General features: G+C 65.5%; 24 protein-coding genes. 11 read left to right on the top strand and 13 right to left on the bottom strand.

Annotation, left to right across the window (positions count from 1 at the left end):
* Positions 1–30 precede the first annotated feature (30 nt).
* On the top strand, positions 31–777 hold the full coding sequence (locus tag IGW04_RS05610) for a pseudouridine synthase (protein WP_194712072.1): 747 nt from the start codon (positions 31–33) through the stop codon (positions 775–777).
* 27 nt (positions 778–804) lie between these two features.
* Here the strand turns inward: IGW04_RS05610 and IGW04_RS05605 are convergent, their stop codons facing one another.
* The 5 genes from IGW04_RS05605 to IGW04_RS05585 form a co-directional block, all read right to left on the bottom strand.
* Positions 805–1,446, bottom strand: coding sequence for an alpha/beta fold hydrolase (locus tag IGW04_RS05605; RefSeq protein WP_194712071.1), 642 nt, complete (start codon positions 1,444–1,446; stop codon positions 805–807).
* A 373-nt stretch (positions 1,447–1,819) separates the two neighbouring features.
* Complete coding sequence (def, locus tag IGW04_RS05600) at positions 1,820–2,356, bottom strand: peptide deformylase (RefSeq protein WP_194712070.1); 537 nt, start codon at positions 2,354–2,356, stop codon at positions 1,820–1,822.
* A complete protein-coding gene (gene galU, locus IGW04_RS05595) occupies positions 2,353–3,228 on the bottom strand; it encodes a UTP--glucose-1-phosphate uridylyltransferase GalU (RefSeq protein ID WP_194712069.1) in 876 nt (291 codons plus the stop codon). Before galU ends, def begins: the two co-directional genes overlap by 4 nt.
* Positions 3,225–5,276, bottom strand: a complete 2,052-nt coding sequence (ligA, locus tag IGW04_RS05590) for an NAD-dependent DNA ligase LigA (protein ID WP_194712068.1) — start codon at positions 5,274–5,276, stop codon at positions 3,225–3,227. The genes galU and ligA overlap by 4 nt, the downstream gene beginning before the upstream one ends.
* A gap of 3 nt (positions 5,277–5,279) precedes the next feature.
* Positions 5,280–6,425 carry a cell division protein ZipA C-terminal FtsZ-binding domain-containing protein gene (locus IGW04_RS05585; protein WP_194712067.1) on the bottom strand — a complete coding sequence of 382 codons (1,146 nt, stop codon included), beginning with the start codon at positions 6,423–6,425 and terminating at the stop codon, positions 5,280–5,282.
* A gap of 413 nt (positions 6,426–6,838) precedes the next feature.
* Between IGW04_RS05585 and IGW04_RS05580 the strand changes: the two genes are divergently transcribed.
* The gene (locus IGW04_RS05580) at positions 6,839–7,057 is read left to right on the top strand and encodes a hypothetical protein (protein ID WP_194712066.1); all 219 of its coding nucleotides are present in this window, start codon (positions 6,839–6,841) and stop codon (positions 7,055–7,057) included.
* 21 nt (positions 7,058–7,078) lie between these two features.
* Here IGW04_RS05580 and smc read toward each other — a convergent pair whose 3' ends face one another.
* Positions 7,079–10,603, bottom strand: a complete 3,525-nt coding sequence (smc, locus tag IGW04_RS05575) for a chromosome segregation protein SMC (protein WP_194712065.1) — start codon at positions 10,601–10,603, stop codon at positions 7,079–7,081.
* Positions 10,604–10,854: 251 nt separating this feature from the next.
* Between smc and IGW04_RS05570 the strand changes: the two genes are divergently transcribed.
* From IGW04_RS05570 to IGW04_RS05530, 9 genes are all read left to right on the top strand, one after another.
* Complete coding sequence (locus IGW04_RS05570) at positions 10,855–11,133, top strand: hypothetical protein (protein WP_194712064.1); 279 nt, start codon at positions 10,855–10,857, stop codon at positions 11,131–11,133.
* A 33-nt stretch (positions 11,134–11,166) separates the two neighbouring features.
* On the top strand, positions 11,167–12,375 hold the full coding sequence (dapC, locus tag IGW04_RS05565) for a succinyldiaminopimelate transaminase (protein WP_194712063.1): 1,209 nt from the start codon (positions 11,167–11,169) through the stop codon (positions 12,373–12,375).
* A 39-nt stretch (positions 12,376–12,414) separates the two neighbouring features.
* Entirely contained in the window at positions 12,415–13,239 is an 825-nt protein-coding gene (gene dapD, locus IGW04_RS05560; protein ID WP_194712062.1) for a 2,3,4,5-tetrahydropyridine-2,6-dicarboxylate N-succinyltransferase, read from the top strand.
* Between the two features lie 80 nt (positions 13,240–13,319).
* A complete protein-coding gene (locus IGW04_RS05555; protein WP_194712061.1) occupies positions 13,320–14,450 on the top strand; it encodes a PilT/PilU family type 4a pilus ATPase in 1,131 nt (376 codons plus the stop codon).
* Positions 14,451–14,501: 51 nt separating this feature from the next.
* The gene (locus IGW04_RS05550) at positions 14,502–14,855 is read left to right on the top strand and encodes an ArsC family reductase (RefSeq protein WP_194712060.1); all 354 of its coding nucleotides are present in this window, start codon (positions 14,502–14,504) and stop codon (positions 14,853–14,855) included.
* Between the two features lie 113 nt (positions 14,856–14,968).
* Positions 14,969–16,120, top strand: coding sequence for a succinyl-diaminopimelate desuccinylase (gene dapE, locus IGW04_RS05545; RefSeq protein WP_194712059.1), 1,152 nt, complete (start codon positions 14,969–14,971; stop codon positions 16,118–16,120).
* Positions 16,121–16,183: 63 nt separating this feature from the next.
* Positions 16,184–17,080 (top strand): 50S ribosomal protein L3 N(5)-glutamine methyltransferase, encoded by an 897-nt coding sequence (gene prmB / locus IGW04_RS05540; protein WP_194712058.1) that lies wholly within the window; start codon positions 16,184–16,186, stop codon positions 17,078–17,080.
* A gap of 13 nt (positions 17,081–17,093) precedes the next feature.
* Positions 17,094–19,046, top strand: a complete 1,953-nt coding sequence (locus tag IGW04_RS05535) for an ATP-binding cassette domain-containing protein (RefSeq protein WP_194712057.1) — start codon at positions 17,094–17,096, stop codon at positions 19,044–19,046.
* 47 nt (positions 19,047–19,093) lie between these two features.
* Positions 19,094–19,921, top strand: a complete 828-nt coding sequence (locus tag IGW04_RS05530; RefSeq protein ID WP_194712056.1) for a Rossmann-like and DUF2520 domain-containing protein — start codon at positions 19,094–19,096, stop codon at positions 19,919–19,921.
* A 391-nt stretch (positions 19,922–20,312) separates the two neighbouring features.
* Here IGW04_RS05530 and IGW04_RS05525 read toward each other — a convergent pair whose 3' ends face one another.
* The 7 genes from IGW04_RS05525 to IGW04_RS05495 form a co-directional block, all read right to left on the bottom strand.
* Entirely contained in the window at positions 20,313–20,972 is a 660-nt protein-coding gene (locus IGW04_RS05525; RefSeq protein WP_194712055.1) for an energy-coupling factor ABC transporter ATP-binding protein, read from the bottom strand.
* The gene (locus IGW04_RS05520; RefSeq protein WP_194712054.1) at positions 20,969–21,676 is read right to left on the bottom strand and encodes an ABC transporter permease; all 708 of its coding nucleotides are present in this window, start codon (positions 21,674–21,676) and stop codon (positions 20,969–20,971) included. The genes IGW04_RS05525 and IGW04_RS05520 overlap by 4 nt, the downstream gene beginning before the upstream one ends.
* 47 nt (positions 21,677–21,723) lie before the next feature.
* Positions 21,724–22,569 (bottom strand): formate dehydrogenase accessory sulfurtransferase FdhD, encoded by an 846-nt coding sequence (locus IGW04_RS05515; RefSeq protein ID WP_194712053.1) that lies wholly within the window; start codon positions 22,567–22,569, stop codon positions 21,724–21,726.
* A 25-nt stretch (positions 22,570–22,594) separates the two neighbouring features.
* Entirely contained in the window at positions 22,595–22,969 is a 375-nt protein-coding gene (locus tag IGW04_RS05510) for a hypothetical protein (protein ID WP_194712052.1), read from the bottom strand.
* 10 nt (positions 22,970–22,979) lie between these two features.
* The gene (locus IGW04_RS05505; protein ID WP_194712051.1) at positions 22,980–24,158 is read right to left on the bottom strand and encodes a formate dehydrogenase subunit gamma; all 1,179 of its coding nucleotides are present in this window, start codon (positions 24,156–24,158) and stop codon (positions 22,980–22,982) included.
* Positions 24,159–24,180: 22 nt separating this feature from the next.
* Positions 24,181–24,405 carry a hypothetical protein gene (locus IGW04_RS05500; protein WP_194712050.1) on the bottom strand — a complete coding sequence of 75 codons (225 nt, stop codon included), beginning with the start codon at positions 24,403–24,405 and terminating at the stop codon, positions 24,181–24,183.
* On the bottom strand, positions 24,402–24,911 hold a 510-nt coding region (locus IGW04_RS05495; RefSeq protein WP_194712049.1), incomplete at its 5' end, for a 4Fe-4S dicluster domain-containing protein. The genes IGW04_RS05495 and IGW04_RS05500, both read right to left, overlap by 4 nt.

Raw genomic sequence — 24,911 nt, 5'->3', positions numbered from 1 at the left:
CAACTTCCTTAACGATTGCTTCTGATTCACATGACTGAACCGCTACGCCTGTCCAAACGCATGTCCGAACTGGGCCTGTGCTCCCGCCGCGAGGCCGATGAATGGATTGCCCGCGGCTGGGTGCGGGTGGATGGCATGGTCGTCTCCGAACTCGGCAGCAAGGTGCTGCCGCACCAGAAAGTGACGGTGGAGCGGCAGGCCGCCGCCGAACAGTCCAAGCGGGTTACGGTGCTGGTCCACAAGCCGGTCGGCTATGTCAGCGGCCAGGCCGAGGACGGCTACCGTCCCGCGCTGGTGCTGGTCACGCCGGAAAACCGCTGGGAGGAGGACCACGCGCCGCTGCGGTTTCATCCGACCCAGCTGCGCAGCCTGGTGCCGGCCGGGCGGCTCGACATCGACTCGACCGGCCTCCTGGTGCTGACGCAGGACGGCCGCGTGGCAAAGCAGCTCATCGGCGAAGACAGCGCGGTGGAAAAGGAATACCTGGTGCGGGTGGAGTACACCAGGCCGGGGCGCCTGCCCGACAGCGACCTGAAACGCCTGAATTACGGCCTGACGCTGGACGGCAAGAAACTCAAGCCGGCGCAGGTGCGCTGGCAGAATGAAGACCAGCTGCGCTTCGTGCTGCGCGAAGGGAAAAAGCGCCAGATCCGCCGCATGTGCGACATGGTCGGCCTGAAGGTGCTGGGCCTGAAGCGCGTGCGGATCGGCGGCGTCACGCTGGGCGACCTGCCGCCTGGCCAGTGGCGCTATCTGGGCGCCGACGAACGTTTCTGACGGCCCCGTTCCTGCGCTCTCACAGCCTCATCCCAGCAGCTGCGCGAGGAAGACTGCAGAACGGTCGCGGGATGCTTGCGTGGTCGCGCGCTTTTTCGCCTGCGCGATCTCGCTCTGGATTACTGCCAGCGCCTCCTGGTTGAGCACAATCTCGAAGTGATTGCAGGCAATGTCGATCAGCCGGATATCGTCACGGTGGCGCATGGAATCCTGGGTCACCACGCCGTCATTGGCCGCCAGCATGAATGGCGAGGCGCCGGCAGTGCTGACGAGGTTGGTCCACGGCACATTGAGCGCAATGCGCTTGCCCTCGAGAATCGGCGCGCTGCGCGGGCGGATGTCCTTCAGCACCTGGCTGAAGGGTAGCAGGCAGGCAACCATTTCCGCCGCTTCACTGCCGCCGTAAGGCGTGCTCATCGTGACGCCACCCAGTACCTGCTCGCCCAGCTCCGCTGCCAGGTGCAGCGCGTGGATGCCGCCCAGTGAATGGGCGACGAAAAACAGGTCGGGCAGGTCCGCCAGGCGTTCCAGCATCCTGGCGTGATTGCTGTAGAAGCCGTGTCCGCTGTCATATTCGAGCAGGATGTCGTTATGGCCGCAAAGCTTGCTGCGGATAAAGTTGAAGCTGTCAGCTGTGGCGTGATTGCCGTGTATGTACACAAGATTCATCGGTGTCCTCATCGGCGGCGCCCAGGCGCAAGGTTGCGCAAGGCGGGTTGATACCATAAGGCGACAGTCTATGCTGCGTTGCAGCATGCTGCCAATGCCGATTGGGAATGTCTGGTATCGCCGACACGGAATCCATCAAGGAATGGGCAAAAAGCATGTCTTGCCGGCATCGATTTCCGTTGAGCGTGTTTGTCCTGACTTGGCTCGTCAATGCCGGCCGGATCGCCCCTGCGTCGCGCCTCCTCGCCGTGCCCCGGCACGACTCGTCGGGAGGCTTTACAGGCGCAAGGCAATGCTTTGCGTAACCCTGCCTGCCTCTTGTTCCGGGAGGCAATCCGCCTCAGCCTCGCCAAGCCAGCCGGGCGAACACGCTTTAATCGTCGTCGGCGTCGCTCAGGCCCGGAAACAGGATCTCGGTATAGCCGAAGCGGGTAAAGTCCCGCACCCGCATCGGATACAGGATGCCGGCAAGATGGTCGCATTCATGCTGAACCACGCGCGCATGGAAGCCATCGACTTCGCGCCGGATCGGCGCACCGTGCTGGTCGACGCCCTCGTAGCGCAGCTGCGTCCAGCGCGGCACCACGCCGCGCAGGCCGGGGACTGACAGGCAACCTTCCCAGTCCTCATTGGTTTCCTGCGACAGCGGCGTCAGCACCGGGTTGATCAGCACGGTTTCAGGCACCGGCGCGGCATCCGGATAGCGCAGGTTCTGCTTGAAGCCGAAAATCACCAGCTGCAGGTTGACACCGATCTGCGGGGCGGCCAGGCCAGCGCCGTTGGCGGCGTACATCGTGTCGAACATGTCGGCGATGAGCTCCCGCATCGCCGGCGTATCGAACTCGGTGACCCGCTCGGCCTGCCGCAAGAGCCGCGGATCTCCCATCTTCAGGATTTCCCGGACTGTCATTGTCTGCTTTGCAGGTATTCGGCCAGGGCCGGGCCGGTTTCGGGATGACGCAGCCCCATTTCCACGGTGGCCTTCAGATAGCCCAGCTTGGAGCCGCAATCGAAGCGCTGGCCGCGGTAGCGATAGGCCAGCACCGATTCGCGCTGCATCAGCGCGGCGATGCCATCAGTCAGCTGGATTTCGCCGCCCGCGCCCTTGCCCAGGTTTTCGATGCATTCGAAGATCCGGTTGCTCAGCACGTAACGACCCACCACTGCCAGCGTCGACGGCGCGCTGTCGGGGTCGGGCTTCTCGACGATGGCATTGACGCGCTCCAGCCCCGGCTGGTATTCGGTGGCGCTGACAATGCCGTACTGCCGGGTTTCGGCGCGCGGCACATCCTGCACCGCCAGCACGCTCAGCCCTTCCCGCTCATAGACTTCCGTCATCTGCGCCATCACCGACTTTTCGCCCTCGGGCACGTCCATGAAATCGTCCGCCAGCAGCACGGCAAACGGCTCGGTGCCGACGACCGGCTTGGCGCACAGCACCGCATGGCCCAGGCCCAACGGCTGGGACTGGCGGATGAAGATGCAGTTCACATGCTTTGGAATCACATTGCGAACGAGGTCCAGCAGCTGCTTCTTGCCCGCCGCTTCGAGTTCGGTCTCCAGTTCGTAGGCCTTGTCGAAATGGTCCTCGATGGCGCGCTTGTTGCGGCCGGTGATGAACACCATCTCCGTAATGCCGGCGGCGACCGCCTCTTCCACCGCGTACTGGATCAGCGGCTTGTCGACAATCGGCAGCATTTCCTTCGGCTGCGCCTTGGTGGCCGGAAGGAAACGGCTGCCGAGTCCGGCAACGGGAAAGACAGCCTTGGTGATTTTTCTCATGCTTCACTTTCTTTGGTCTGATGCAGCATCTCCAGCAATGCCGCTTCATCGATCACAGGAACACCCAGCGTCTCCGCTTTTGCCAGCTTGCTGCCGGCATCGTCGCCAGCCACCAGGTAACTGGTCTTTTTGGATACGGAACCGGCCACCTTGCCCCCGGCGCCTTCGATCCGTTCCGCTGCCTCGTCACGGCCCATGGTAGGCAAGGTTCCCGTGAGCACGAAGGTCAGCCCGGCCAGCGGCTTGGGACGGGCTTCCGAGGCGCCCTCTTCCCAATGCACGCCGTTGGCCCGCAATTGCTCGATCAGCTCGACATTCATCGGGTCGGCCAGGAACTGCAGTATAGAACGGGCGACGACCGGCCCGACATCGGCAACATCCAGCAATTGCGCTTCATCAGCTTTCAACAGCGCATCAATTCCACCGAAGTGCCTGGCCAGCTCCTTGGCGGTCGACTCGCCGACGTGACGGATGCCGAGCGAGTAGATGAAACGCGCCAGCGTGGTCGACTTCGATTTTTCGATTGCCTTGATCACGTTGCCGGCCGATTTGTCGGCCATGCGGTCCAGGCTGGCCAGCGAGGTCAGGCCCAGCCGGTAGAAGTCGGCCGCGGTGGTGACCACATTGCGATCAACGAGCTGTTCGACCAGCTGATCGCCCAGGCCTTCGATGTCCATCGCGCGGCGCGACACGAAATGCAGCAGGCCGCCCTTGCGTTGCGCCGGACACTTGACCCAGCCTCCGGAACAGCGCGCAACCGCTTCATCCTCGGGGCGAACGATGGGCGAGGAACAGACCGGGCACAGCGCCGGCATCACGAACGGCCGGGCGTCGGCCGGACGCAGTTCCGGCACGAAGGACACGACTTCCGGGATTACATCGCCGGCCCGCCGCACGATCACGGTGTCGCCGATCTGGATATCCTTGCGCCGCACCTCGTCCTCGTTGTGCAGGGTGGCATTGGTGACGGTCACGCCGCCGACCAGCACCGGCGCCAGCCTGGCAACCGGCGTCAGCGCGCCGGTGCGGCCCACCTGGACGCCGATGTCCTGCACGATGGTCATGGCTTCCTCGGCCGGGAACTTGTGGGCCAGCGCGAAGCGCGGCGCGCGTGAGACGAAACCGAGCTGCGCCTGCTGGGCAACCTGGTTGACCTTGTACACCACGCCATCGATCTCATAGGGCAGCTGCGCCCGGCGCAGGCCGATGTCGCGGTAGAAGGTCAGCAGGCCTTCGGCCCCGAGCGCCACCCGTCGTTCTGCCGCAACCGGGATGCCGATCTGCGCATACCAGTCCAGCAGCGCCGCATGCGACTGCGGCAGCTCGGCGCCTTCCAGCACGCCGATGCCATAGGCGAAGAAGCGCAGCGAGCGCTGCGCGGTGATGCGCGGATCGAGCTGGCGCAGGCTGCCGGCGGCGGCATTGCGCGGATTGGCGAATTCACGCTGGCCGGCGTCGCGCTGGCGCGCATTGAGTTTGGCGAAATCGGCCTTGAACATCAGCACTTCGCCGCGGATGTCGATGATGGCCGGCGGATTGTCCGTCTGCAGCCGCAGCGGAATCGCGCGCACGGTGCGGATGTTGGCGGTGACGTTCTCGCCGGTGGTGCCGTCGCCGCGGGTCGCCGCCTGCACCAGCAGGCCGTTCTCGTAACGCAGATTGATGGCCAGTCCGTCGAACTTCAGTTCGCAGTTGTATTCGACCCCGGTTTCCGACTTCAATCCTTCACGCACGCGACGATCGAAATTGACGATGTCGTCATCGCTGAAGCCATTGTTAATCGACAGCATCGGTGCGGAATGGCGCACCTGCTCGAACTGCGGCAGCGGCGCGCCGCCGACCCGCTGGGTGGGCGAGTCGCTGGTGATCAGCGCGGGATGCGCCTGCTCCAGCGCCTGCAGCTCGCGGAACAGCCGGTCGTATTCAGCGTCCGGGATAGTGGGATTGTCGAGGACGTAATAGGCGTGGTTGTGGCGGGCAATGTCGGCGCGCAGGCGCGCCGCCCGCTCCAGCGCATCGTGCGGCGTGGCGGTGGAATCGTGTGGCATGGGTCAGGCAAAGAGTCGCAGCGCGCGCGTCGATCCGGCCGGAATTTCAGAGCTTTCCATCTCGGCATAGAACGCGTGCACCTGGGATGCTATTTCTTCCAGGGTGGCATCGGACAGGGCCTGGTTGGAGTCGTCGACCACGGTGCCGTCGAGGCGCGCGGCAAGCGACTTGGCGCAGGCGATCATGGCGCCATAGCCATCGCGGGCCGCAGCCACCAGCGCCACATCCAGCAGCAGCGTCAGCCGGGACGTGGTTTCGTCGCCGCCGCTGGCATTGGTGGAAATGGAAAACAGCACGCCGCCGTCGCCGTCGGGCATCACCAGCCTGCCGTCCGGGCGCAGGTCGAAGCCCTGGCGCGCCAGCGCGGCCAGCAGCGTGCTGATCTGCCAGGGCGCGCGGTTGGACTGGACGTTCACGCTCAGCTGCGCGCCATACTCGGCAACGAACTGATGCAGGCCGCGGGCAATGGACACGATGCGCGACATGTCAGGCACGTCGCACTCCGCGCCGAGCTCGTCGGCCACCTGGCGCAGCCGGCTGACGAACTCGGAATATTCGATCTCGTTCAATGCCGAGGTGCGGCTGGCAAGCTGGATGCCGGCCTGCAGCATGGTGTAGGTGCGGCCATGGGCAATCGCTTCCCAGCGGCCGTCGTCGGCCAGGCCGATGAAATGCACCGGCTTGTTGCCGACGTGGCGCAGCGTATGGACGATGGGCAGCACGCGGTCGCCGCGCAGGGGCGACTCCAGGCCGAGGCCGATGGTGCAATCGATCAGCTGGTCGACCGGCAGATCATGGCGCGGCGCATGCAGCACCGTTTCCTCCATGGCGCTGGGTTCCTGCTGCGGCACGGGCGCCGCCTCCGCTGCCGGCGCGGCCGGATCGTCGGCCGCGGCACTGGCCGACGTCGCCGACGGGGCGAATTCCGACTCGGCCTGATGTTCCGGCTGCGCGGCCGCCGCGCCGAAGCCCGGCTCCACCCGTTCATGCGGCGCCGCATCCCCATGCATCAGCACATCGTGCTGATCATCCGCGAATGCGCGCTCGACAGTCTTGCGCGTCCTGTATTCCTGCCATTTGTTATAGGAAAACACGCCCACGACAATGGCGCCGCCGATGGCGATCAGACTGGCTTGTAAATCGGTCATGCAACTGCCTTCATGGCATGCGAAACGCCGGCCTGGGCCTGCGCCGTGCGGTCTCGGTTGCTGGCCCACGCGGGGGATACGGATCGGGTCATTATTGGTTCCAGAAAGTCGACGGGCTGTAGCGTTTTCCACGCTTTCGTAGCAGGGATAAGCCGCTTGAGCGCGGCCGGGGCGTCAACCGCGCTAGGGTAAGTGTTCGTATGTCAAGTTGTCAAGCCGACGCAGGGGCGCCTTTTCACCGCGGATTGCATTTCCAATGAGAAATTTCCCGTTCGCTTCAGCCGGGGAAAACGTTGACACCAATCAATACAATTTGTCTTTTTGACCATAGAATGAATTCCTGGCAACTGGCCCGCGCCCTTTGCCTAAAAGAAAAACCCGGACAACCGCCACGCCAATCCAGAGAGGAAGTCATGTCTGATGTCAAATCGCTGAAATTACACGAGCTGACCATGTTGCCGCTCAACCCGATCAAGGCCATGGTGCGACGCTGGTGGTGGAAGCGGGCCGAGTCGCATTACCTCATCTGCGCCGACGTGGAGCAGGACCGCATGCGCGAAGCCCAGCAGAATGCCGCCTACTTCCAGAAGAAAGCCGCCCTTGCCCGCTCCCAGTGGCTGGGCATGCACTGAGGCCGGCACCCAACCCGCACGTCACGCCGCCCGCGCTTCGGTCGCGAAGCCCGCGGCGGCTTCCATGTCCACCGCGACGATGCGCGACACGCCCTGCTCCTGCATGGTCACGCCGATCAGCTGCTGCGCCATTTCCATGGCGATCCGGTTGTGCGAGATGAACAGGAACTGGGTCTGTGACGACATGCGCTGCACCATCTTGCAGAAGCGCTCGGTGTTGGCATCGTCCAGCGGCGCATCGACCTCGTCGAGCAGGCAGAACGGCGCCGGATTGAGCTGAAACATCGAGAACACCAGCGCCGTCGCCGTCAGCGCCTTCTCCCCGCCTGACAGCAGGTGGATCGTCGCATTCTTCTTGCCCGGCGGCTGCGCCATCACCTGCACGCCGGCATCCAGGATTTCCTCCCCCGTCATGATCAGGCGCGCATTGCCGCCGCCAAACAGCACCGGGAACAGCTCGCCGAAGTGATGATTGACCTTGTCGAAGGTGTCCTGCAGCAGGTCGCGTGTTTCCTTGTCGATCTTGTGGATCGCGTCTTCCAGCGTGGCGATGGCCTCGGCCAGGTCAGCGGTCTGGGCGTCCAGGAACTGCTTGCGCTCGGACGCCTGCGCCAGTTCGTCCAGCGCTGCCAGGTTGACCGGACCGAGCGCGGCGATCGCATTGGTCAGGCGCGTCACCTCGCCCTGCAGCCAGGACGGCCTGACATCGCCGTCCAGCAGCGCGGCCAGGGCCGCCTCGTCGGCGCCGGCTTCGGCCAGGTGCTGCGCATACTGTTCCTGGTTCAGGCGCGCCGCCTGTTCCTTCAGCTGCAGTTCCATGATGCGTTCGCGCTGCGGCTGCAGGCTGCGCTCGATCTGCATCCGCGCCTCTTCCAGGTGGCGCAGTTTCTGGGTCAGCTGGTCGAGCTCGTGGCGGGCGTCGGCCAGCGCGCGCTCCTGCTGGCTGCGCCGCTCCAGCAGGTCCTGCAACCCGTCCTGCGCGGTCTGGTCGTCGAGCCCGGCGAGTTCGCTCTGGCCGGCCTGCATGCTGGCATTGAGCTGGACCACCTGTTCCGCCGCGGTGGCAATGCCGCGCCGCAGTTCCTCGATCCGGTTGCGATGGGTTTTTTCGGCGAACTGGGCTTCCTGCGCGGCCCGCTCAAGCTCGCGCAGCCGGGCGCGCGCCTCGCTGAGCCGCTGTTCGCGGCCGATGTAGTCGTTCTGGCCTTCCTCGTGCAGTTCCTGCAGCTCGGCCAGTTCGATATCGAGCTGCTCCAGCCGCGCCTCGGATTCGGCGCTGGCTTCCTGCTGCTCGGCTTCCTGGGCCGCGATTTCCGACAGGTCGCCGACAATCTGCGCATGGCGCTGGTCGTAGCGGGTCTGCACTTCGGTCTGCTTCATCAAATCGATCTGCAGCGCATGGGCGCCCTGCGTCAGCGCATTGACCCGCTGCCGCAACTCCTGCAGCCGCTGGGTCGCCTGCGCCAGGGCCGTTTCGGCACCGGCTGCCGCTGCGCGCGCCTCCTCGGCCAGCATCTGCTGCGCCCGCAACTGGCGCACGATATTCTCGATGTCCTGCTGGCGCGCCAGCATGCCGTCCTGCTCGGCATCGGCCGCATAGAAACGCACGCTGGAACGGCCGACCAGGTGGCCTTCGCGGGTCAGCAACACCGCGCCGGCCGGCAGCCTGTCGCGGCCGGCAAAGGCGCTGGCCGCGTCGTCGGCGACATAGACCTGGTGCAGCCAGTCCTGCATCAGCGCGCGCAGGCCGGGATCGTTCACATGCAGCAGGCTCATCGCGCTTTTCAGGCCGGCAACGCTGTCGGCACGGCTTTGCACCGCGTCGGCGGCGTAGAGCGCCATTTTTCCCGGCGGCGGATCGGCAAGGAAGCCCTGCGCCCAGTCGAGCTTGGACACTTCCAGCGCCGACGCCCGCTCGCGCAGCACTGACTCCAGCGCGGTTTCCCAGCCCTGCTCGATCTGCAGCTTCTGCCACAGCCGCGGCAGCGTATCCAGGCCATGCTTCTTCAGCCAGGGCTGCACCTTGCCCTGCGACTGCACCCGCTCCTGCAATTGCCGCAGCGCGTTCAGCCTGGCTTCGAGCTGGGCATTGGCCGCGTTTTCCGCGTTGACCCGGGCCTGCGCCTCGCGCCGCGCCTGCTCCAGCGCCGGCTGCTGTTCCTGCGCCTGTTCCTGCAGCAGGCGCGCCTCTTCCAGCTGCGCCTGCTTTTCCTCCAGCTGCGCGCGCAGGTTTTCCAGGTGGGCGCCGTCTGGTTGATGCAGCCCCTGTTTTTCCTGCGCCAGCCGTTCGCGCCGGGCCGCCAGGCTGTTCAATATCTGGGACGCATTGCGCTGCTGCGCCGCTTCCAGTTCGATGCGCTGCTGCGCCTGCAGGATGCGGGTGCGCGACTCGGCGCTCTTCGCCTGGGCGTCGCGCCAGGCCTGCTCCAGTTCGGGCAGCAGCGCATTCTGCTGCTCGGCCGACAGCTCGGCCTGCTCGACACGGGCTGCGTGTTCCTCCAGCCCGATGTCGGCTTCGGCCAGGTCTTCCATCTGCTGGTCATGCTGGCGCTGCCACTGCTCGCGCTGGGTGGCGAGCGACGTCAGCTGCGATTGCAGCCGGCCGCGCGACTCGATCACGAAGCGGATCTGCGCTTCCAGCCCGCCAATCTCGGAATTGGTCTGGTACAGGTGGCCCTGGGCCTGGTGCATCCGGTCGCCGGCGGCATAGTGCCCCTGCCGCATCTGCTCCAGTTCGGCTTCCACATGGCGCAGCCTGGCGGTCTGCTGCTCCAGTTCCAGCTGCCCCAGTTCGATCTCGCGGAAATGCTTTTCCTGCTCGGCCCTGGCCTCATTGCGGCGCAGCAGCCACAACAGCTTCTGCTTCTGCGACTGGTCGGCCTGCATCTCGTGGAACTTGCGCGCCACCACCGCCTGCGCCTGCAGCTTGTCCAGGTTGGCATTGAGCTCACGCAGGATGTCGTCGACGCGGGTCAGGTTCTCGCGGGTGTCATGCAGCCGGTTTTCCGTCTCCCGGCGGCGTTCCTTGTATTTCGATACCCCGGCCGCCTCTTCCAGAAAAATCCGCAGGTCTTCCGGCCGGGCTTCGATGATGCGGGAGATCATGCCCTGGCCGATGATGGCGTAAGCGCGCGGGCCGAGGCCGGTGCCGAGGAAAATATCCTGGATGTCGCGCCGGCGCACCGGCTGGTTGTTGATGTAATAGCTGGAGGTGCCGTCCCGGGTCAGGGTGCGCTTGACCGCAATCTCCGCATACTGGCCCCACTGCCCCGCCGCCCTGGCATCGGCATTGTCGAACACCAGTTCGACCGACGCCCGTCCGGCCGGCTTGCGGTTGGTGCTGCCGTTGAAGATCACGTCCTGCATCGACTCGCCGCGCAGCTCCGATGCCTTGGACTCGCCCAGCACCCAGCGCACCGCGTCGATGATGTTGGACTTGCCGCAACCGTTGGGGCCGACCACGCCCACCAGCTGGCCGGGGACCTGGAAATTGGTGGGATCGACGAAGGATTTGAAGCCGGATAATTTAATCGAGGTTAAGCGCACTTTTTGATTCTTCCAGACCGAATTGCATACACGGGAAAGCTTGCCCGGTGGGTGATGGCCGGCGCGGGCGGCGCCAGCCTTCAGGCACGGGATGATACCACCGGGCGCCGGCAGCTCCGCGTCCAGGCAGACGAACCGATTCCCCGTTTTCGGCCGTGACGGACGCGGCGACAAGCCAGCGCGGAACTGAAGAGGATCCAGCCCCACGTAGTTGACGTCTCTTCGACAATCCACTCACCGAGCGAGGAAATATGCAGATCGATCCGAAAGACGTGTTGCCCATCAAGGAGATGCTCAAGGAATCGGGGATTCCCATAGCAGAAGGCCAGGTCGAGAAAATTGTCGACGTGCTCAATAGGCTGCTGCAGTACAGCGATGAACTTGAAAAGCAGAGCGAAGCCGAACTGGGTCCGGAAGCGTGGGCCAAGGTGAAGGCGGAAAGAGAGGAAGCCGTGGCCAAGTTCAGCAATGACTTCACCGAAAAGCTGCAGAAAATTCTCGGCAGCGTGGAGCCAACCGACAAACTATAATGCCGCCTTCATTTGCTTTTCTGGCCGGCATTCGTGAATCCACTCCTTGACAAGCTCCAGCCCTATCCCTTCGAGAAACTGCGTCGCCTGCTGGCCGACAGCCAGCCGGACGCGGCGCGGCGCGCCATCAGCCTCGGGATAGGCGAACCCAAGCATCCGACGCCGGACTTCATCCGGCAGGCGCTGGCCGACAACCTGGGCGGCCTGGCGGTCTACCCCAGCACGCCCGGCGGCGATCCGCTGCGCCAGGCCATCGCCGGCTGGCTGGAGCGGCGCTACGGCTTGCCGGCGGTCGATGCGGCAAGCCAGGTGCTGCCGGTCAATGGTTCGCGGGAGGCGCTGTTCGCGCTGGCCCAGGCCGTGATCGACCCGCGCGCCGACGCGCTGGTGATCTGCCCCAATCCGTTTTACCAGATCTACGAGGGCGCGGCGCTGCTGGCCGGCGCCACGCCATGGTTCGTCAATTCCGACCCGGCGCGCAACTTCGCGCCCGACTTTTCCAGCGTGCCGGAAGAGGCCTGGAAACGGGTGCAACTGCTCTATATCTGCTCGCCCGGCAATCCCACCGGCGCGGTGCTGTCGCTGGCAGACTGGAAGGAACTGTTCGACCTGTCCGACCGCTACGGCTTCATCATTGCCGCCGACGAGTGCTATTCCGAGATCTATTTCAAGTCGGAAGCGCCGCTGGGCAGCCTGGAAGCCGCGCACAAGCTGGGCCGTACCGGCTTTGAACGCCTGATCACCTTTTCCAGCCTGTCCAAGCGTTCCAACGTCCCCGGCATGCGTTCCGGCTTCGTCGCCGGCGACGCCGCGGTGCTCAAGCGCTTCCTGCTCTACCGCACCTACTGCGGCGGCGCGATGAGCCCGCCGGTGCAGGCCGCCTCGATCGCCGCCTGGAACGACGAGGCCCATGTCGAGGAGAACCGCGCCAAGTACGTCGCCAAGTTCGAGCAGGTCACGCCGCTGCTCAAGCAGGTGCTGGACGTGGAGCTGCCGGATGCCGGCTTTTACCTGTGGGCGAAGGTCGATAAGCTGACGCAGATTTCGGATGTTGATTATGCGAAACGTCTTTATGCCGAATATAATGTGACGGTCCTTCCGGGCAGCTATCTGGCCCGCGAGGCGCACGGCATCAATCCCGGAAAGAACCGCATCCGCATGGCGCTGGTGGCAGAGGTGGACGAATGCCTCGAAGCCGCGCACCGCATCGTCGAATTCACCGGCAAGCTCGCCAGCCGCTGAGCGCCGCAATCGCAAACCTCAACTCACCAAGCAAACAAGATGACCCAACAGCTGCAGCAACTCATCGATCAGGCATGGGAAGACCGTGCCAACATTTCCTCCAAGTCGGCGCCGGCCGAAGTCCGCGACGCCGTCGCCCATGTGCTGGAGCAGCTCGATGCCGGCACCTTGCGGGTGGCCGAGAAAGCCGGCGGCAGCTGGACCGTGAACCAGTGGATCAAGAAAGCGGTGCTGCTGTCGTTCCGCCTGGAAGACAACGTCGTGATGCCATCCGGCAGCCTGCAGTTCTACGACAAGGTGCCCAGCAAATTCGAGAACTACAGCGCCGAAGACTTCGCCCGCGGCGGCTTCCGCGTGGTGCCGCCGGCCGTCGCGCGCCGCGGCAGCTTCATCGCCAGGAACGTGGTGCTGATGCCTTCCTACGTCAACATCGGCGCCTATGTCGATGAAGGCACCATGGTCGACACCTGGGCCACCGTCGGCTCCTGCGCCCAGATCGGCAAGAACGTCCACCTGTCGGGCGGCGTCGGCATCGGCGGCGTGCTCGAACCGATGCAGGCCAACCCGACCATCATCGAGGACAACTGCTTCATCGGCGCCCGCTCGGAAATCGTCGAAGGCGTGATCGTCGAGGAAAACTCGGTGATCTCGATGGGCGTCTACATCGGCCAGTCGACCAAGATCTACGACCGCGCCACCGGCGAAGTCAGCTATGGCCGCATCCCGGCCGGCTCGGTGGTGGTGTCGGGCAACCTGCCCTCCGCCGATGGCAAGTACAGCCTGTACTGCGCCGTGATCGTCAAGCGCGTGGACGCCAAGACCCGCGCCAAGACCGGCATCAACGAACTGCTGCGCGAGGCTTAACAGCTCTCCGGCGCACGGGCCCGGCGCGGCCCGTGCCGCAATCTCCCTCTTTCCAAACAAGCAGATAGCAGGAGCCGACGATGGCGATGGAACGTCTGTTCCAGCTGATGAAGGACAAGGGCGCGTCCGACCTGTTCCTGGCGGTGAACTCGCCGATCCAGGTCAAGATCAACGGCAACCTGATCCCCGTGAACCAGCAGCGCATGGACCAGGGTTCCATCATGGCCCTGCTCTCCGAGGTCGTCCCGGCCGACCGGCTCGACGAGCTGCGGCGCGAGCATGAGCTCAACCTCGGCATCCAGGCCAGCGGCATCGGCCGGCTGCGCCTGTCCGCGTTCCAGCAGCGCGGCTCGGTCTCGGCGGTGCTGCGCTTCGTGCCCTACCAGATACCGGCGCTGTCGGAACTGCATCTGCCCGCGGTGCTGCCGGAACTGATCATGGCGCGGCGTGGCCTGCTGCTGGTGGTTGGCGCCACTGGCTCCGGCAAGTCCACCACCATCGCCTCTATGCTGGACCATCGCAATGCGATGTCCAACGGCCATATCCTGACGCTGGAAGACCCGATCGAATTCCTGTTCTCCGCCAAGCGATCCATCGTCAACCAGCGCGAGATCGGCACCGATGCCCACAGCCTGGGCATTGCGCTGAAGAATGCGCTGCGGCAGGCGCCGGACTGCATCCTGATCGGCGAGATCCGCGACCGCGACACCATGACCGCGGCCCTGTCCTATGCCCAGTCCGGCCACCTGGTGGTGGCGACGCTGCATGCCAACAACAGCTACCAGGCGCTGAACCGCATCATCAGCTTCTACCCGGTCGAGTCGCGGCAGTCGCTGTACCCCGACCTGGCGGCCACGATCCGCGCCATCGTATCGCAGCGGCTGGTGCCGGCCATCGACGGCGGCCGCCGCGCCGCGGTCGAAGTCATGCTCAACACCCGCCATGTGGCCGAGCTGATCGAACAGGGCGAGATCGGCCAGATCCGCGAGGCGGTGGAAAAGAGCCTGTCGGCCGGCTCGCAGACCTTCGAACAGGCGCTGATGACGATGATCAGGGAAGGCGTGATCACCGAGGAGGAAGCGCTGGCGCATGCGGATTCTTCCAGCAACCTGTACTGGCTGCTCAACAATGGCCAGGCGCAGGAACAGGTGGAGGAAAGCAGGAAGGATGACGACGAGCCGACCTTCACCGAATTCACCCTGAACATTTGACGCGGGCCGGCATTTCGCCGCCCAGGCCCGCCGCACCTGCATCCATCAACCATGACCATCACCCTCTACGGCATTTCCAACTGCGACACCGTCAAGAAAGCCCGCGGCTGGCTGGCAGACAACGGTATCGACCATGTTTTCCACGACTTCAGGAAAAGCGGCGTCACCCGGCCGATGCTGGAAGCCTGGCTGGCCGACATTCCCTGGGAAACCCTGCTCAACCGGCGCGGCACCAGCTGGCGCGGACTGCCGGAGGAGCGCCGCAACGCGGTCGGCAGCGCCGACGATGCGATCGCACTGATGCTGGAAACGCCCTCGCTGATCAAGCGGCCGGTGCTGGTCCGGGATGGCGCGGCGTGTTGCGGCTATAGCGAGAGCCAGTACCGCGACCTGTTTCAGCGCTGAGCAAACCGCGGCGCATTACGCGCCGCGACGCTGCGGCGCCGGCCATATCGCGCCACCGCGAACCGTATTAGAATCCCGGTCTTTCGTCCCAACTACCGCCCCGCAGCCAGCCCATGAATGCCAACGACCCCACCCTTTCCAGCCGCACCCGCGCCCTCACTGAAGAGCTGATCGCCCTGTCCTCGGTCACGCCGGACGACAACGGCTGCCAGCGCCGCCTGGCCGAGCTGCTCACGCCGCTGGGCTTTGCCTGCGAGACGGTGCAGTCCGGCGAGGTCACCAACCTGTGGGCGCGGCGCGGCACGGCACAGCCGCTGGTGGTGCTTGCCGGCCATACCGACGTGGTGCCGACCGGGCCGCTGACGGCCTGGCAGTCCGACCCGTTCCAGCCCACCGTGCGCGACGGCAAGCTGTATGGCCGCGGCGCGGCCGACATGAAGACCTCGCTGGCGGCCATGGTGGTGGCGGTGGAGGAATTCACCGCAGCCCATCCCGACCACAAGGGCTCGATCGGCTTTCTGATCACCAGCGACGAGGAAGGCCCGGCCATCGACGGCACGGTGGTGGTCTGCGACATGCTCGAGCAGCGCGGCGAACAGCTGGACTGCTGCATCGTCGGCGAACCGACCTCGGTGGATCGCCTCGGCGACATGATCAAGAACGGCCGCCGCGGCACCATGTCGGGCAAGCTCACGGTCAAGGGCATACAGGGCCATATCGCCTATCCGCACCTGGCGCGCAACCCGGTCCACCAGGTTGCGCCGGCCCTGGCCGAACTGGCCGCCACCGAATGGGACGCGGGCAACGAGTATTACCTGCCGACTTCCTGGCAGGTATCCAACATCCACGGCGGCACCGGCGCCTCCAACATCATTCCGGGCGAGGTGGTGATCGACTTCAATTTCCGCTTTTCCACCGCCAGCACCGTAGAAGGCCTGCAGCAGCGGGTGCGCGACCTCCTCGACCGCCATGGCCTGGAATACGACCTGAAATGGACGGTCGGCGGCCTGCCCTTCCTGACCCCGCGCGGCACGCTGTCGGATGCGCTGTCGGCCGCCATCCAGGCTGAAACCGGCATCGCCACCGAGCTTTCCACCAGCGGCGGCACGTCCGACGGCCGCTTCATCGCCCGGATCTGCCCGCAGGTGGTAGAGTTCGGCCCGGTCAATGCCAGCATCCACAAGATCGACGAACATATCGCACTGTCCGATATCGATCCGCTGAAAAACATCTACCGTCGCACGCTCGAAAACCTGCTGCGCTAAGCGCCTGCCTTCATCACGGGCAACGCCGCGTCGCCGGCGTTGCCCATCCCCGGAAATCCACTCATGACCTCCACCTACTTTGCCACCCTGCGCGACGTCCTGCGTTTCGCCACCACCCGCTTCAATGGCGCCGGCCTGTTCTTCGGCCACGGCAGCAGCAATGCCTTCGACGAAGCCGCCTACCTGCTGCTGCACACGCTGAAGCTGCCGCTGGACCGGCTTGACCCTTTCCTTGACGCCCGCCTGCTGCCCGAGGAAGTCGACGCCCTTCTCAAGGTGGTCGAGCGGCGCGCGGTGGAACGGGTGCCGGCCGCCTATATCACCCGTGAAGCCTGGCTCGGCGCCTACCGCTTCTATGTGGATGAGCGCACCATCGTGCCGCGCTCCTTCATCGCCGAACTGATCCCGGAACAGTTCGCGCCCTGGGTCAGCGACCCGGAGGAAGTCACCAGCGTGCTGGAACTGTGCACCGGCTCGGGCTGCCTGGCAGTGCTGCTGGCCGACGCCTTCCCCGATGCGCATGTGGACGCGGTCGACCTGTCGGCCGATGCCCTGGAAGTCGCCGCGCGCAACGTCGCCGACTACCAGATGCAGGACCGCATCACGCTGCTTCGGTCCGACCTGTACGATGCACTGCCCGATACCCGCAAATACGACCTGATCGTCACCAACCCGCCTTATGTGAATGCCGGCTCGATGGCCAAGCTGCCGCCGGAGTACCAGCGCGAGCCGCAGATGGCGCTGGCCGGCGGCGACGACGGCATGGACCTGGTCCGCCGCATCGTCGACGGCGCCCGCTCGCGGCTTGCGCCGGGCGGCGTCCTGGTGGTGGAGATCGGCAACGAGCGGGAGCATGCCGAAGCCGCCTTCCCGGACCTGGAACTGACCTGGCTGTCCACCAGCGCCGGCGACGACATGGTCTTCCTGCTGACCGCCGAGCAACTGGGCATCCTGAAATAACGGGCAGGCGACCATGATCCGTTTCCAGCAAGTGAGCCTGATGCGGGGCACCAAGGCCCTGTTCGAGAATGCCGACCTGACCCTGAACCCCGGCGAGAAGATCGGCCTGGTGGGGGCCAACGGCGCCGGCAAGTCCAGCCTGTTCGGCCTCCTGCGCGGCGAACTGCATGCCGACCAGGGCGACGCCGGCTTCCCCATGACCTGGCGCGTGGCCTACGTGGCGCAGGAAACACCGGCGCTGGACCGCAGCGCGCTCGACTATGCGATCGATGGCGACGCCGGCCTGCGCCGGCTGGAAGCCGAACTGGCCGCCGTGGAAAGCCAGCCGGAAGGCGCCGCCAACGGCCATCGCATCGGCGAACTGCATGCCGCGCTGGCCGATGCCGACGCCTACACCGTGCGCTCGCGCGCCGAGCAGTTGCTGACCGGCCTGGGCTTTACCCAGGAACAGATGGGCCAGCCGGTGGCCAGCTTTTCCGGCGGCTGGCGCATGCGCCTGAACCTGGCGCAGGCGCTGATGTGCCCGTCCGACCTGCTGCTGCTGGACGAGCCGACCAACCACCTGGACCTGGACGCCATCATCTGGCTGGAAGACTGGTTGAAGCGCTATGCGGGCACCCTGGTGGTGATCTCCCATGACCGCGACTTCCTCGACGGCGTGGTCAACGTGATCGTGCATATCGACGAGCGCAAGCTGAAACGCTATTCCGGCAACTACTCCGCCTTCGAGCGCCAGCGCGCCGCGCAGCTGATCCTGACGCAAGGCATGATCGAGAAGCAGACCCGCGAGCGGGCGCATCTGCAGTCCTTCATCGACCGCTTCAAGGCCAAGGCAACCAAGGCGCGCCAGGCGCAGAGCCGGATGAAGGCGCTGTCCAAGATGGAGGAACTGGCGCCGCTGCGCGCCGCCGCCGAGTTTTCCTTCACCTTCCGCGAGCCGCAGAATGCGCCGAACCCGCTCCTGGTGATGGAAGACGTGAATGCCGGCTACCGCGTGGAAAATCCGGACACCCATGCCGTCACCGAAAAAACCATCGTCAGCGGCATCACCTTTTCGATGCAGGCCGGCCAGCGCATTGGCCTTTTGGGCATCAACGGCGCCGGCAAGTCCACCCTGATCAAGACCATTGCCGCCGAACTGCAGCCATTGGCCGGCGACGCCCGCTTCGGCAAGGGCCTGGCGATCGGCTATTTCGCCCAGCACCAGGTGGAGATGCTGCGCCATGACGAATCGCCGCTGTGGCACCTGGCGCGCATCGCGCCCGACGTGCGCGAGCAGGAACTGCGCAACTTCCTCGGCGGCTTCAACTTTCCCGGCAACATGGTGACCAGCCCGATCGCGCCGTTCTCCGGCGGCGAGAAGGCGCGGCTGGCGCTGGCGCTGATCGTCTGGCAGCGGCCCAACCTGCTGCTGCTGGACGAACCGACCAACCATCTGGACCTGGAAACCCGCGAAGCCCTGACCGAGGCGCTGGCGCAGTTCGAGGGCACGCTGCTGCTGGTATCGCACGACCGCCACCTGCTGCGCGCCACCACCGACGAATTCCTGATCGTGGCCGACGGCCGGCTCACGCCCTTCGACGGCGATCTCGACGATTACCGCGACTGGCTGTTCAAGACCAAGCTGGCCAACCGGGAAGCCCAGGCCAGCGCCCAGAAGGAAGCTTCGGGAACCACCGACCGGCGTGAGCAGAAGCGGGTCGAGGCGCAGGACAGGCAGCGGCTTTCCGCCCTGAAGAAGCCGATCGAAAGCCGGATCAAGAAGCTGGAGCAGCAGATTGCCGCGGCGACGGAGAAGAAAGCCGCACTCGATGCCCGGCTGGCGGACGCGTCCATCTATGAGGCCGGCAAAAAGGACGAGCTCAAGACACTGCTGGCCGAGCAGGCTGCCTGCGCGCAGTCGCTGGAACAACTGGAGATGGCATGGCTGGAACAGCAGGAAGCGCTGGAAACCATACTGGCCTGACGCCGGCGCAAGTGACCGGCCAATTTCCAGTGCAGGGGGGCAGGAACATGCCACCGAGCTTCTCCATCATCGGCAGCGGCCATGTCGCCAGGACGCTGGGGCGCCTGTGGCATGGCGGGCAGCGCGTGCTGCTGCTCGATGTGCTGAGCCGCTCGAAGGGCAACGCGCAGGCGGCCTGCGAATTCATCGGCGCCGGCCGCGCGCTGCAGGACTATGCCGCCCTGCAGCAGGCCGACATCTACCTGATCGCCACGCCTGACGACCAGATCGCCGCCTGTTGCAAACTGCTCGCCGACAGCGGCCGCATCCTGGGCGGCACGGTGGTGTTCCATTGCAGCGGCGCCCTGCCCGCCTCGGTGCTGCAGCCGGCGCTGGCCTGCGGCGCGCTGGTCGCCAGCGTCCATCCCGTCCGCAGCTTTGCGCTGCCGGAACAGGTTGCCGCATCCTTTGCCGGCACCTGGTGCGGCATGGAAGGCGACGCGCAGGCGCTGGCCGTGGTAACGCCGCTATTCGAAGCCATGGGCGCCCACTGCATCGCCATCGACCCGGACGCCAAGACCGTGTATCACGCGGCCGCGGTATTCGCCAGCAATTACCTGGTCACGGTGATCGATGTCGCGCTGCAGGCCTATGGCCAGGCCGGCGTGCCGCCGGAGGTGGCGATGAAGCTGATGGAACCGCTGGTGCGCAAGACGGTGGACCAGGTGTTCGAGGCGGGCACCGCGGCGGCGCTGTCCGGCCCGATCGCGCGCGGCGACGTGGCGACCGTGGAAAGGCAGGCACGCGCCCTGAGCGAATGGAACCAGGGATACGGCAGCCTCTATGACTGCCTGGCGCAGGCCACCCTGAAGCTTGCCGGACAACGCAGGCGTTGACCGGCATATCAAGGGCAATGCCTGCTTCAGGCACGGCAGCCGCGGCACGCGGCCTGCCGGTTCACGCCCTTCTGCCCTTCTGCCCTTCTGCCTCATTGCCAGTCCAGCAGCTTGTTGCGCCATGACAGGAAGGCATGCGCATGCGCCTCATGCACGAGCGAGCTGCGGCCAACGCACAGGGTATATCCGCAAACGCCGATTCAACCCTGCGTCCTGCATCGTCCGGTCGGCTCATGCCAATCCCGATCCATAACGTCCCAGATGAAACCGATGGATTTTTTCGTCTGGCAAGACGGGGGAGGAGTCAATAGCCCAGCTATTGACGACGATCCCAACGCAGCGAGGCGGAAAAAGACGCGGTTTCATGGGAAGTTATGGGTTGGGATTGGTATCAGGCGCTTTTGATCTCGATGCGCCCCTCGCGCAGCTTCATCCGGCGCACGCCCGGCAGATTGATCAGGTCGCGGTCGTGGCAGGCCATCACCACGCTGCTGCCGGCATGGACCAGCGTCGGTATCAGCCCGATCACCGCCTCGCGCGCGGCGCCATCCAGGTTGGCGGTGGGCTCGTCCAGCAGCAGCAGCCTCGGGCGCAGCACCCGTGCGCGCGCCAGCGCCACCCGCTGCTTTTCCCCGCCCGACAGCGTGGCCGGCGGGCTGCCGCGCAAATGGTCGATGCCAGCCCAGGCGATCGCCTCGTCCACCCTGCTGCGGATGTCCTCGCGCGACAGGCCACGCCCCTTCAGGCCATAGGCAATATTGTCGGCAACGCTGGTGGAAAACATCACCGGGTGCTGGTGCACATAGGCGATTGCCTCCCGCATTGCGCGTGGATAGGGTGACAGCCGCAAGGATTCGCCCATGAAGACAAGACGGCCCACTTCGGCCGGCTCCAGGCCGCACAGCACCCGCAGCAGCGTGCTCTTGCCGGCGCCATTTGCCCCGGTCAGCACATAGGCGGCGCCAGCGTCGATTTGCAGATGGTCGATATCGAGCAGCAGGCGCTGCCCGAAGCGCTTGCGCAAGCCATCGATCTGCAGCAGGCTGCTCATCGCGCCGCCGGCGCCGCGTGGGCGTCGCCCTGCAGCAGCATCAGGCCGGCATTGATCACCAGCGAAATCGACACCAGCACGATGCCCAGCGCAATGCCCTGGGCAAACTCGCCCTTGCTGGTTTCCAGCGCGATTGCGGTGGTGATGGTGCGGGTCTCGCCGGCAATATTGCCGCCGACCATCATCGCGCAGCCGACCTCGGAAATCACCCGGCCGAAGCCGGTGATGACGGCCGCCATCACGCCGAAGCGCACTTCATGCAATACGGTCAGCATCACCCGCCAGCGTGATGCGCCAAGCGTGATCGCGGTCTCGGCCAGGCGCACATCGGCTGCCTGCACCGCCGCCAGCGTGAAGGCGATCAGCACCGGCAAGGCGATCAGCACCTGACCGGCGACGATGCCGGTCTGCGAGAACAGCCAGCCCAGTTCGCCCAACGGGCCGCGGCGCGACAGCAGCAGATACAGCAGCAGGCCAATCAGCACGGTGGGAAGGGAAAGCGACACCTGGGCCAGCCAGATCAGTATGCGGCGGCCGAGAAAGCGGTGGGAGGCGATCGCATAACCGCAGACGACCGACAACGGGGTAGCGATCAGCAGCGCGAGCAGCGTGGTCTTGACGGAAATCCAGATGATGCGCCAGAGGTTCGCATCGCCGGAAACAAGCAGTGCGAAGGCGTCCTGAATAGCCTGGATCAAATGCATTGCGTGGTGTGAGAGGCGGCAGCCGCCCGCCGGATTGCCGCCGTCATTCAGGCAACGCGACGCGTCTGCTCGGCCAGGCCCGGCTCGAACTGCAGGCGTTCCTTGCCGGTCAGCAGCAGGAAGTGCTTTCCGGTGCAGCGCGCCAGCAGCGACATTCCCAGCTTTTCGGCCACCATGTGGCCCATCTGCGTGGTGCCGGAGCGCGACAGCAGGAAAGGAATGCCCATCTGCGCGCCCTTGATCACCATTTCGGAAGTCAGCCGCCCGGTGGTATAGAACACCTTGTCGTGGCCTTCCATGCCGTCCAGCCACATCTTGCCGGCAATGGCGTCGACCGCATTGTGGCGGCCCACGTCCTCGACGAAATGGATCAGTTCGCCTTCGGCGGAGAACAGCGCGCAGCCATGCACCGAGCCGGCCTGCTTGTAGATCGAGGGCTGGGTGCGGATGGTGTCGACGATGCGGTACAGCACCGACTGCTTCAGGCGCGCGTTTGGATCGAGCGTGATGGCATCGACATCGTCCATCAGGCCGCCGAACACCGAGCCCTGGCCGCAGCCGGTGGTGACCACGCGCTTCGAGGTGCGCTCCTCGACATTGGCGATGCCGTGCCGGGTCTTGACCGCCACGGCGTCGACGCTCCAGTCGACCTGCACCGACGCGATGTCTTCCAGCGACTTGACCAGGCGCTGGTTGCGCAGATAGCCCAGCACCAGCGCCTCGGGCGCGCCGCCCAGGGTCATCAGCGTGACCAGCTCGCGCTTGTCGACATACAGCGTCAGCGGCCGCTCGGCCGGTATCGCGATGGTGGAGACGCGGCCGCGCTCGTCCATCACCTCGACCTCATGGGTGAGCGCGGCGGCGGCATTGCTGAGCTGGGGACGGCTGGACATGGCGATGCGGATGGCTGCTTCCTTCTTACTTCTTCGCCTCGCCGGGCGCGGGCGGCTTGCCGGCGGCCGGCACCGGCAGCGAATCGGCGACGCCGACCTTGGCACTGGCCGCGGCGGCGACATACGGACCAGGGTCCTGGCACGGCGGAATCGTGGGCGCTGCGCTGGCAGCCGGTGCGGCTGGCTGCTCCTTGGTCTGCGCGCCCTTGGATTTGCGGTAAGCCGCGGCCACGCGGTCCTGCGCCTGGCACAGCTGGTAAGCCGCCACCTTGTCCGACCAGGCGGTCTTCTGCTTGGCTTCATCCGCCTTGGCCTGGGCTTCCGGGCTCGGTGGCGGCAGCTTGGCGACTGCGGCGCCGGCCAGGGACATGCCCAACAGGGCGATCAGTAATTTATTCATCCGTTGCTCCTCAAACCGCCTTGACCGGCGTGCCGACGCGGTTCGCGCCTTCCTGGGTGCGCACCCGCGGCACCTTGCCGCTTTCGATGTCCTCGTACCAGAGGTCGTGGTGTTCCTTGGCCCAGGTGTCGTCCACATAACCATGGCGCATTGCCGCATACGCGCCTTCCATGCCTATCGTGCCCAGATAGATGTGGCCCAGGGACATGGCTGTTACCAGCACCGCTGCCACCAGGTGAATCACATTGGCGATCTGCATGTTGCCACGGCTGTAGATGATGCCGGGCACCAGCATGTCAAGCACGAAGCCCGAAGCGCTGACGATCAGGCCCAGCACCACCACGCCCAGCCAGAACCAGACCTTCTCGCCGCCGTTGAAGCGGCCGGCCGGCGGATGGCCCTTGCCCAGCACGCCGCCCAGCCGCGCCAGCCAGCGCAGGTCGGTCAGGCCCGGTATGTTGTCCTTCACATACGTGATGAACATCACCACCAGCGAACCGGCAAACAGCGGGCCGACGAAGTTGTGGATGTTCTTGCCGGCATAGTTGATCCAGCCAAACAGCGTGTGGCCAAAGATGGGCATCAGCACGTACTTGCCGAACAGGATCATCATGCCAGTCGCCGCGAGCGTGACGAAGCTGATCGCAACGGTCCAGTGCACGATGCGCTCGAACGAGGTGAAGCGTTCGATCAGGCGGCCCGTCAGCGGCGCCTTCATCCGGATCTTGCCCGCAATGAAATAGACAGCGGCCAGCAGGATCAGTGCCCCAAGCAGCAGCCAGCCGCCGAATTTGGTCAATGGACCGTTGCGGTACTGGCGCCAGGCTTCGCCTGCGGTGGTGGCGCGCATCTGGCCCGGGAACTGGGCCTTGGGCTGGATCAGCACGCCCGCGTCCAGCGCCGGCAGGCTGGAATAGTTGGTGGTGCCTTCCTTGACCACGCGCCAGGTCGGCGCGGCGTTGCCAGGCTGCACCTGGGTGCGCTCGGCCTGGTTCTGCTTCAGGATGTCGGCCGATTCCACGCCCGGAAAGCCGGGGCTGGGCGCGGAGGTGATGCCGGGCGGCGACTGCGGCGGTGTGCTGACGACGATGCCGCCCGGCGGCACCGGTGTCTTGTCCTGCGCGGGCGCGATGGCCGTCGTTGCCAGCAACGACAGACCCAGCGCCAGGCTGGCTAAGCATTTTTTCATGGCTGCTCCGATACAGAGGGCATCAATTGGTCTTGTTGTACTCGTTCTGGGTCTGCGCGCGGTTGCGCAGCTGGGTTTCCCAGCCCGCCTTGTCGCTCGGGGTCCAGTTCTTCACAACAAATTCGTTCTTGGCGCCCTGCCATGGCTGGTCGGGCGACTTGTTGCGATTGGCGGCCAGCGTCTGTTCCCGCTCGCCGCAGGCCGACAGCGCCAGCATTGCGGCCAGCATCAAGGCAACCCGCATCATGACTTGGCTCCGGCAGAGGTCTTGGTGGCGGCAGGCGCCGGGGCCGGCGCAGGCATCGGCGCGGTAGCGTTGGCGTTCGGCGCACGGCCGTAGGCAGTGCCCCAGCCCCACACTTCGCTGCCCTTGCCACGGCGCAGCACGCGATTGCGGAAGATGTCCGCCACCACGTCGCCGTCGCCGCCCAGCAGCGCCTTGGTCGAGCACATTTCCGCGCAGGCCGGCAGCTTGCCTTCGGCCAGGCGGTTGCGGCCGTATTTCTCGAACTCGGCATGCGAGCCATCAGCTTCCGGGCCGCCGGCGCAGAAGGTGCACTTGTCCATCTTGCCGCGCAGGCCGAAAGTGCCGTTGGACGGGAACTGCGGCGCGCCGAACGGGCAGGCATACGAGCAGTAGCCGCAGCCGATGCAGATGTCCTTGTCGTGCAGCACCACGCCTTCGTCGGTGCGGTAGAAGCAGTCGACCGGGCACACCGCCATGCAGGGCGCGTCGGAGCAATGCATGCAGGC

Source organism: Noviherbaspirillum soli, assembly GCF_015352955.1.
GTDB classification, from domain to species: domain Bacteria; phylum Pseudomonadota; class Gammaproteobacteria; order Burkholderiales; family Burkholderiaceae_D; genus Noviherbaspirillum_A; species Noviherbaspirillum_A soli.
Note: the sequence above shows the minus strand (reverse complement) of the source record. Positions and strands in the feature narration are given on the sequence as shown.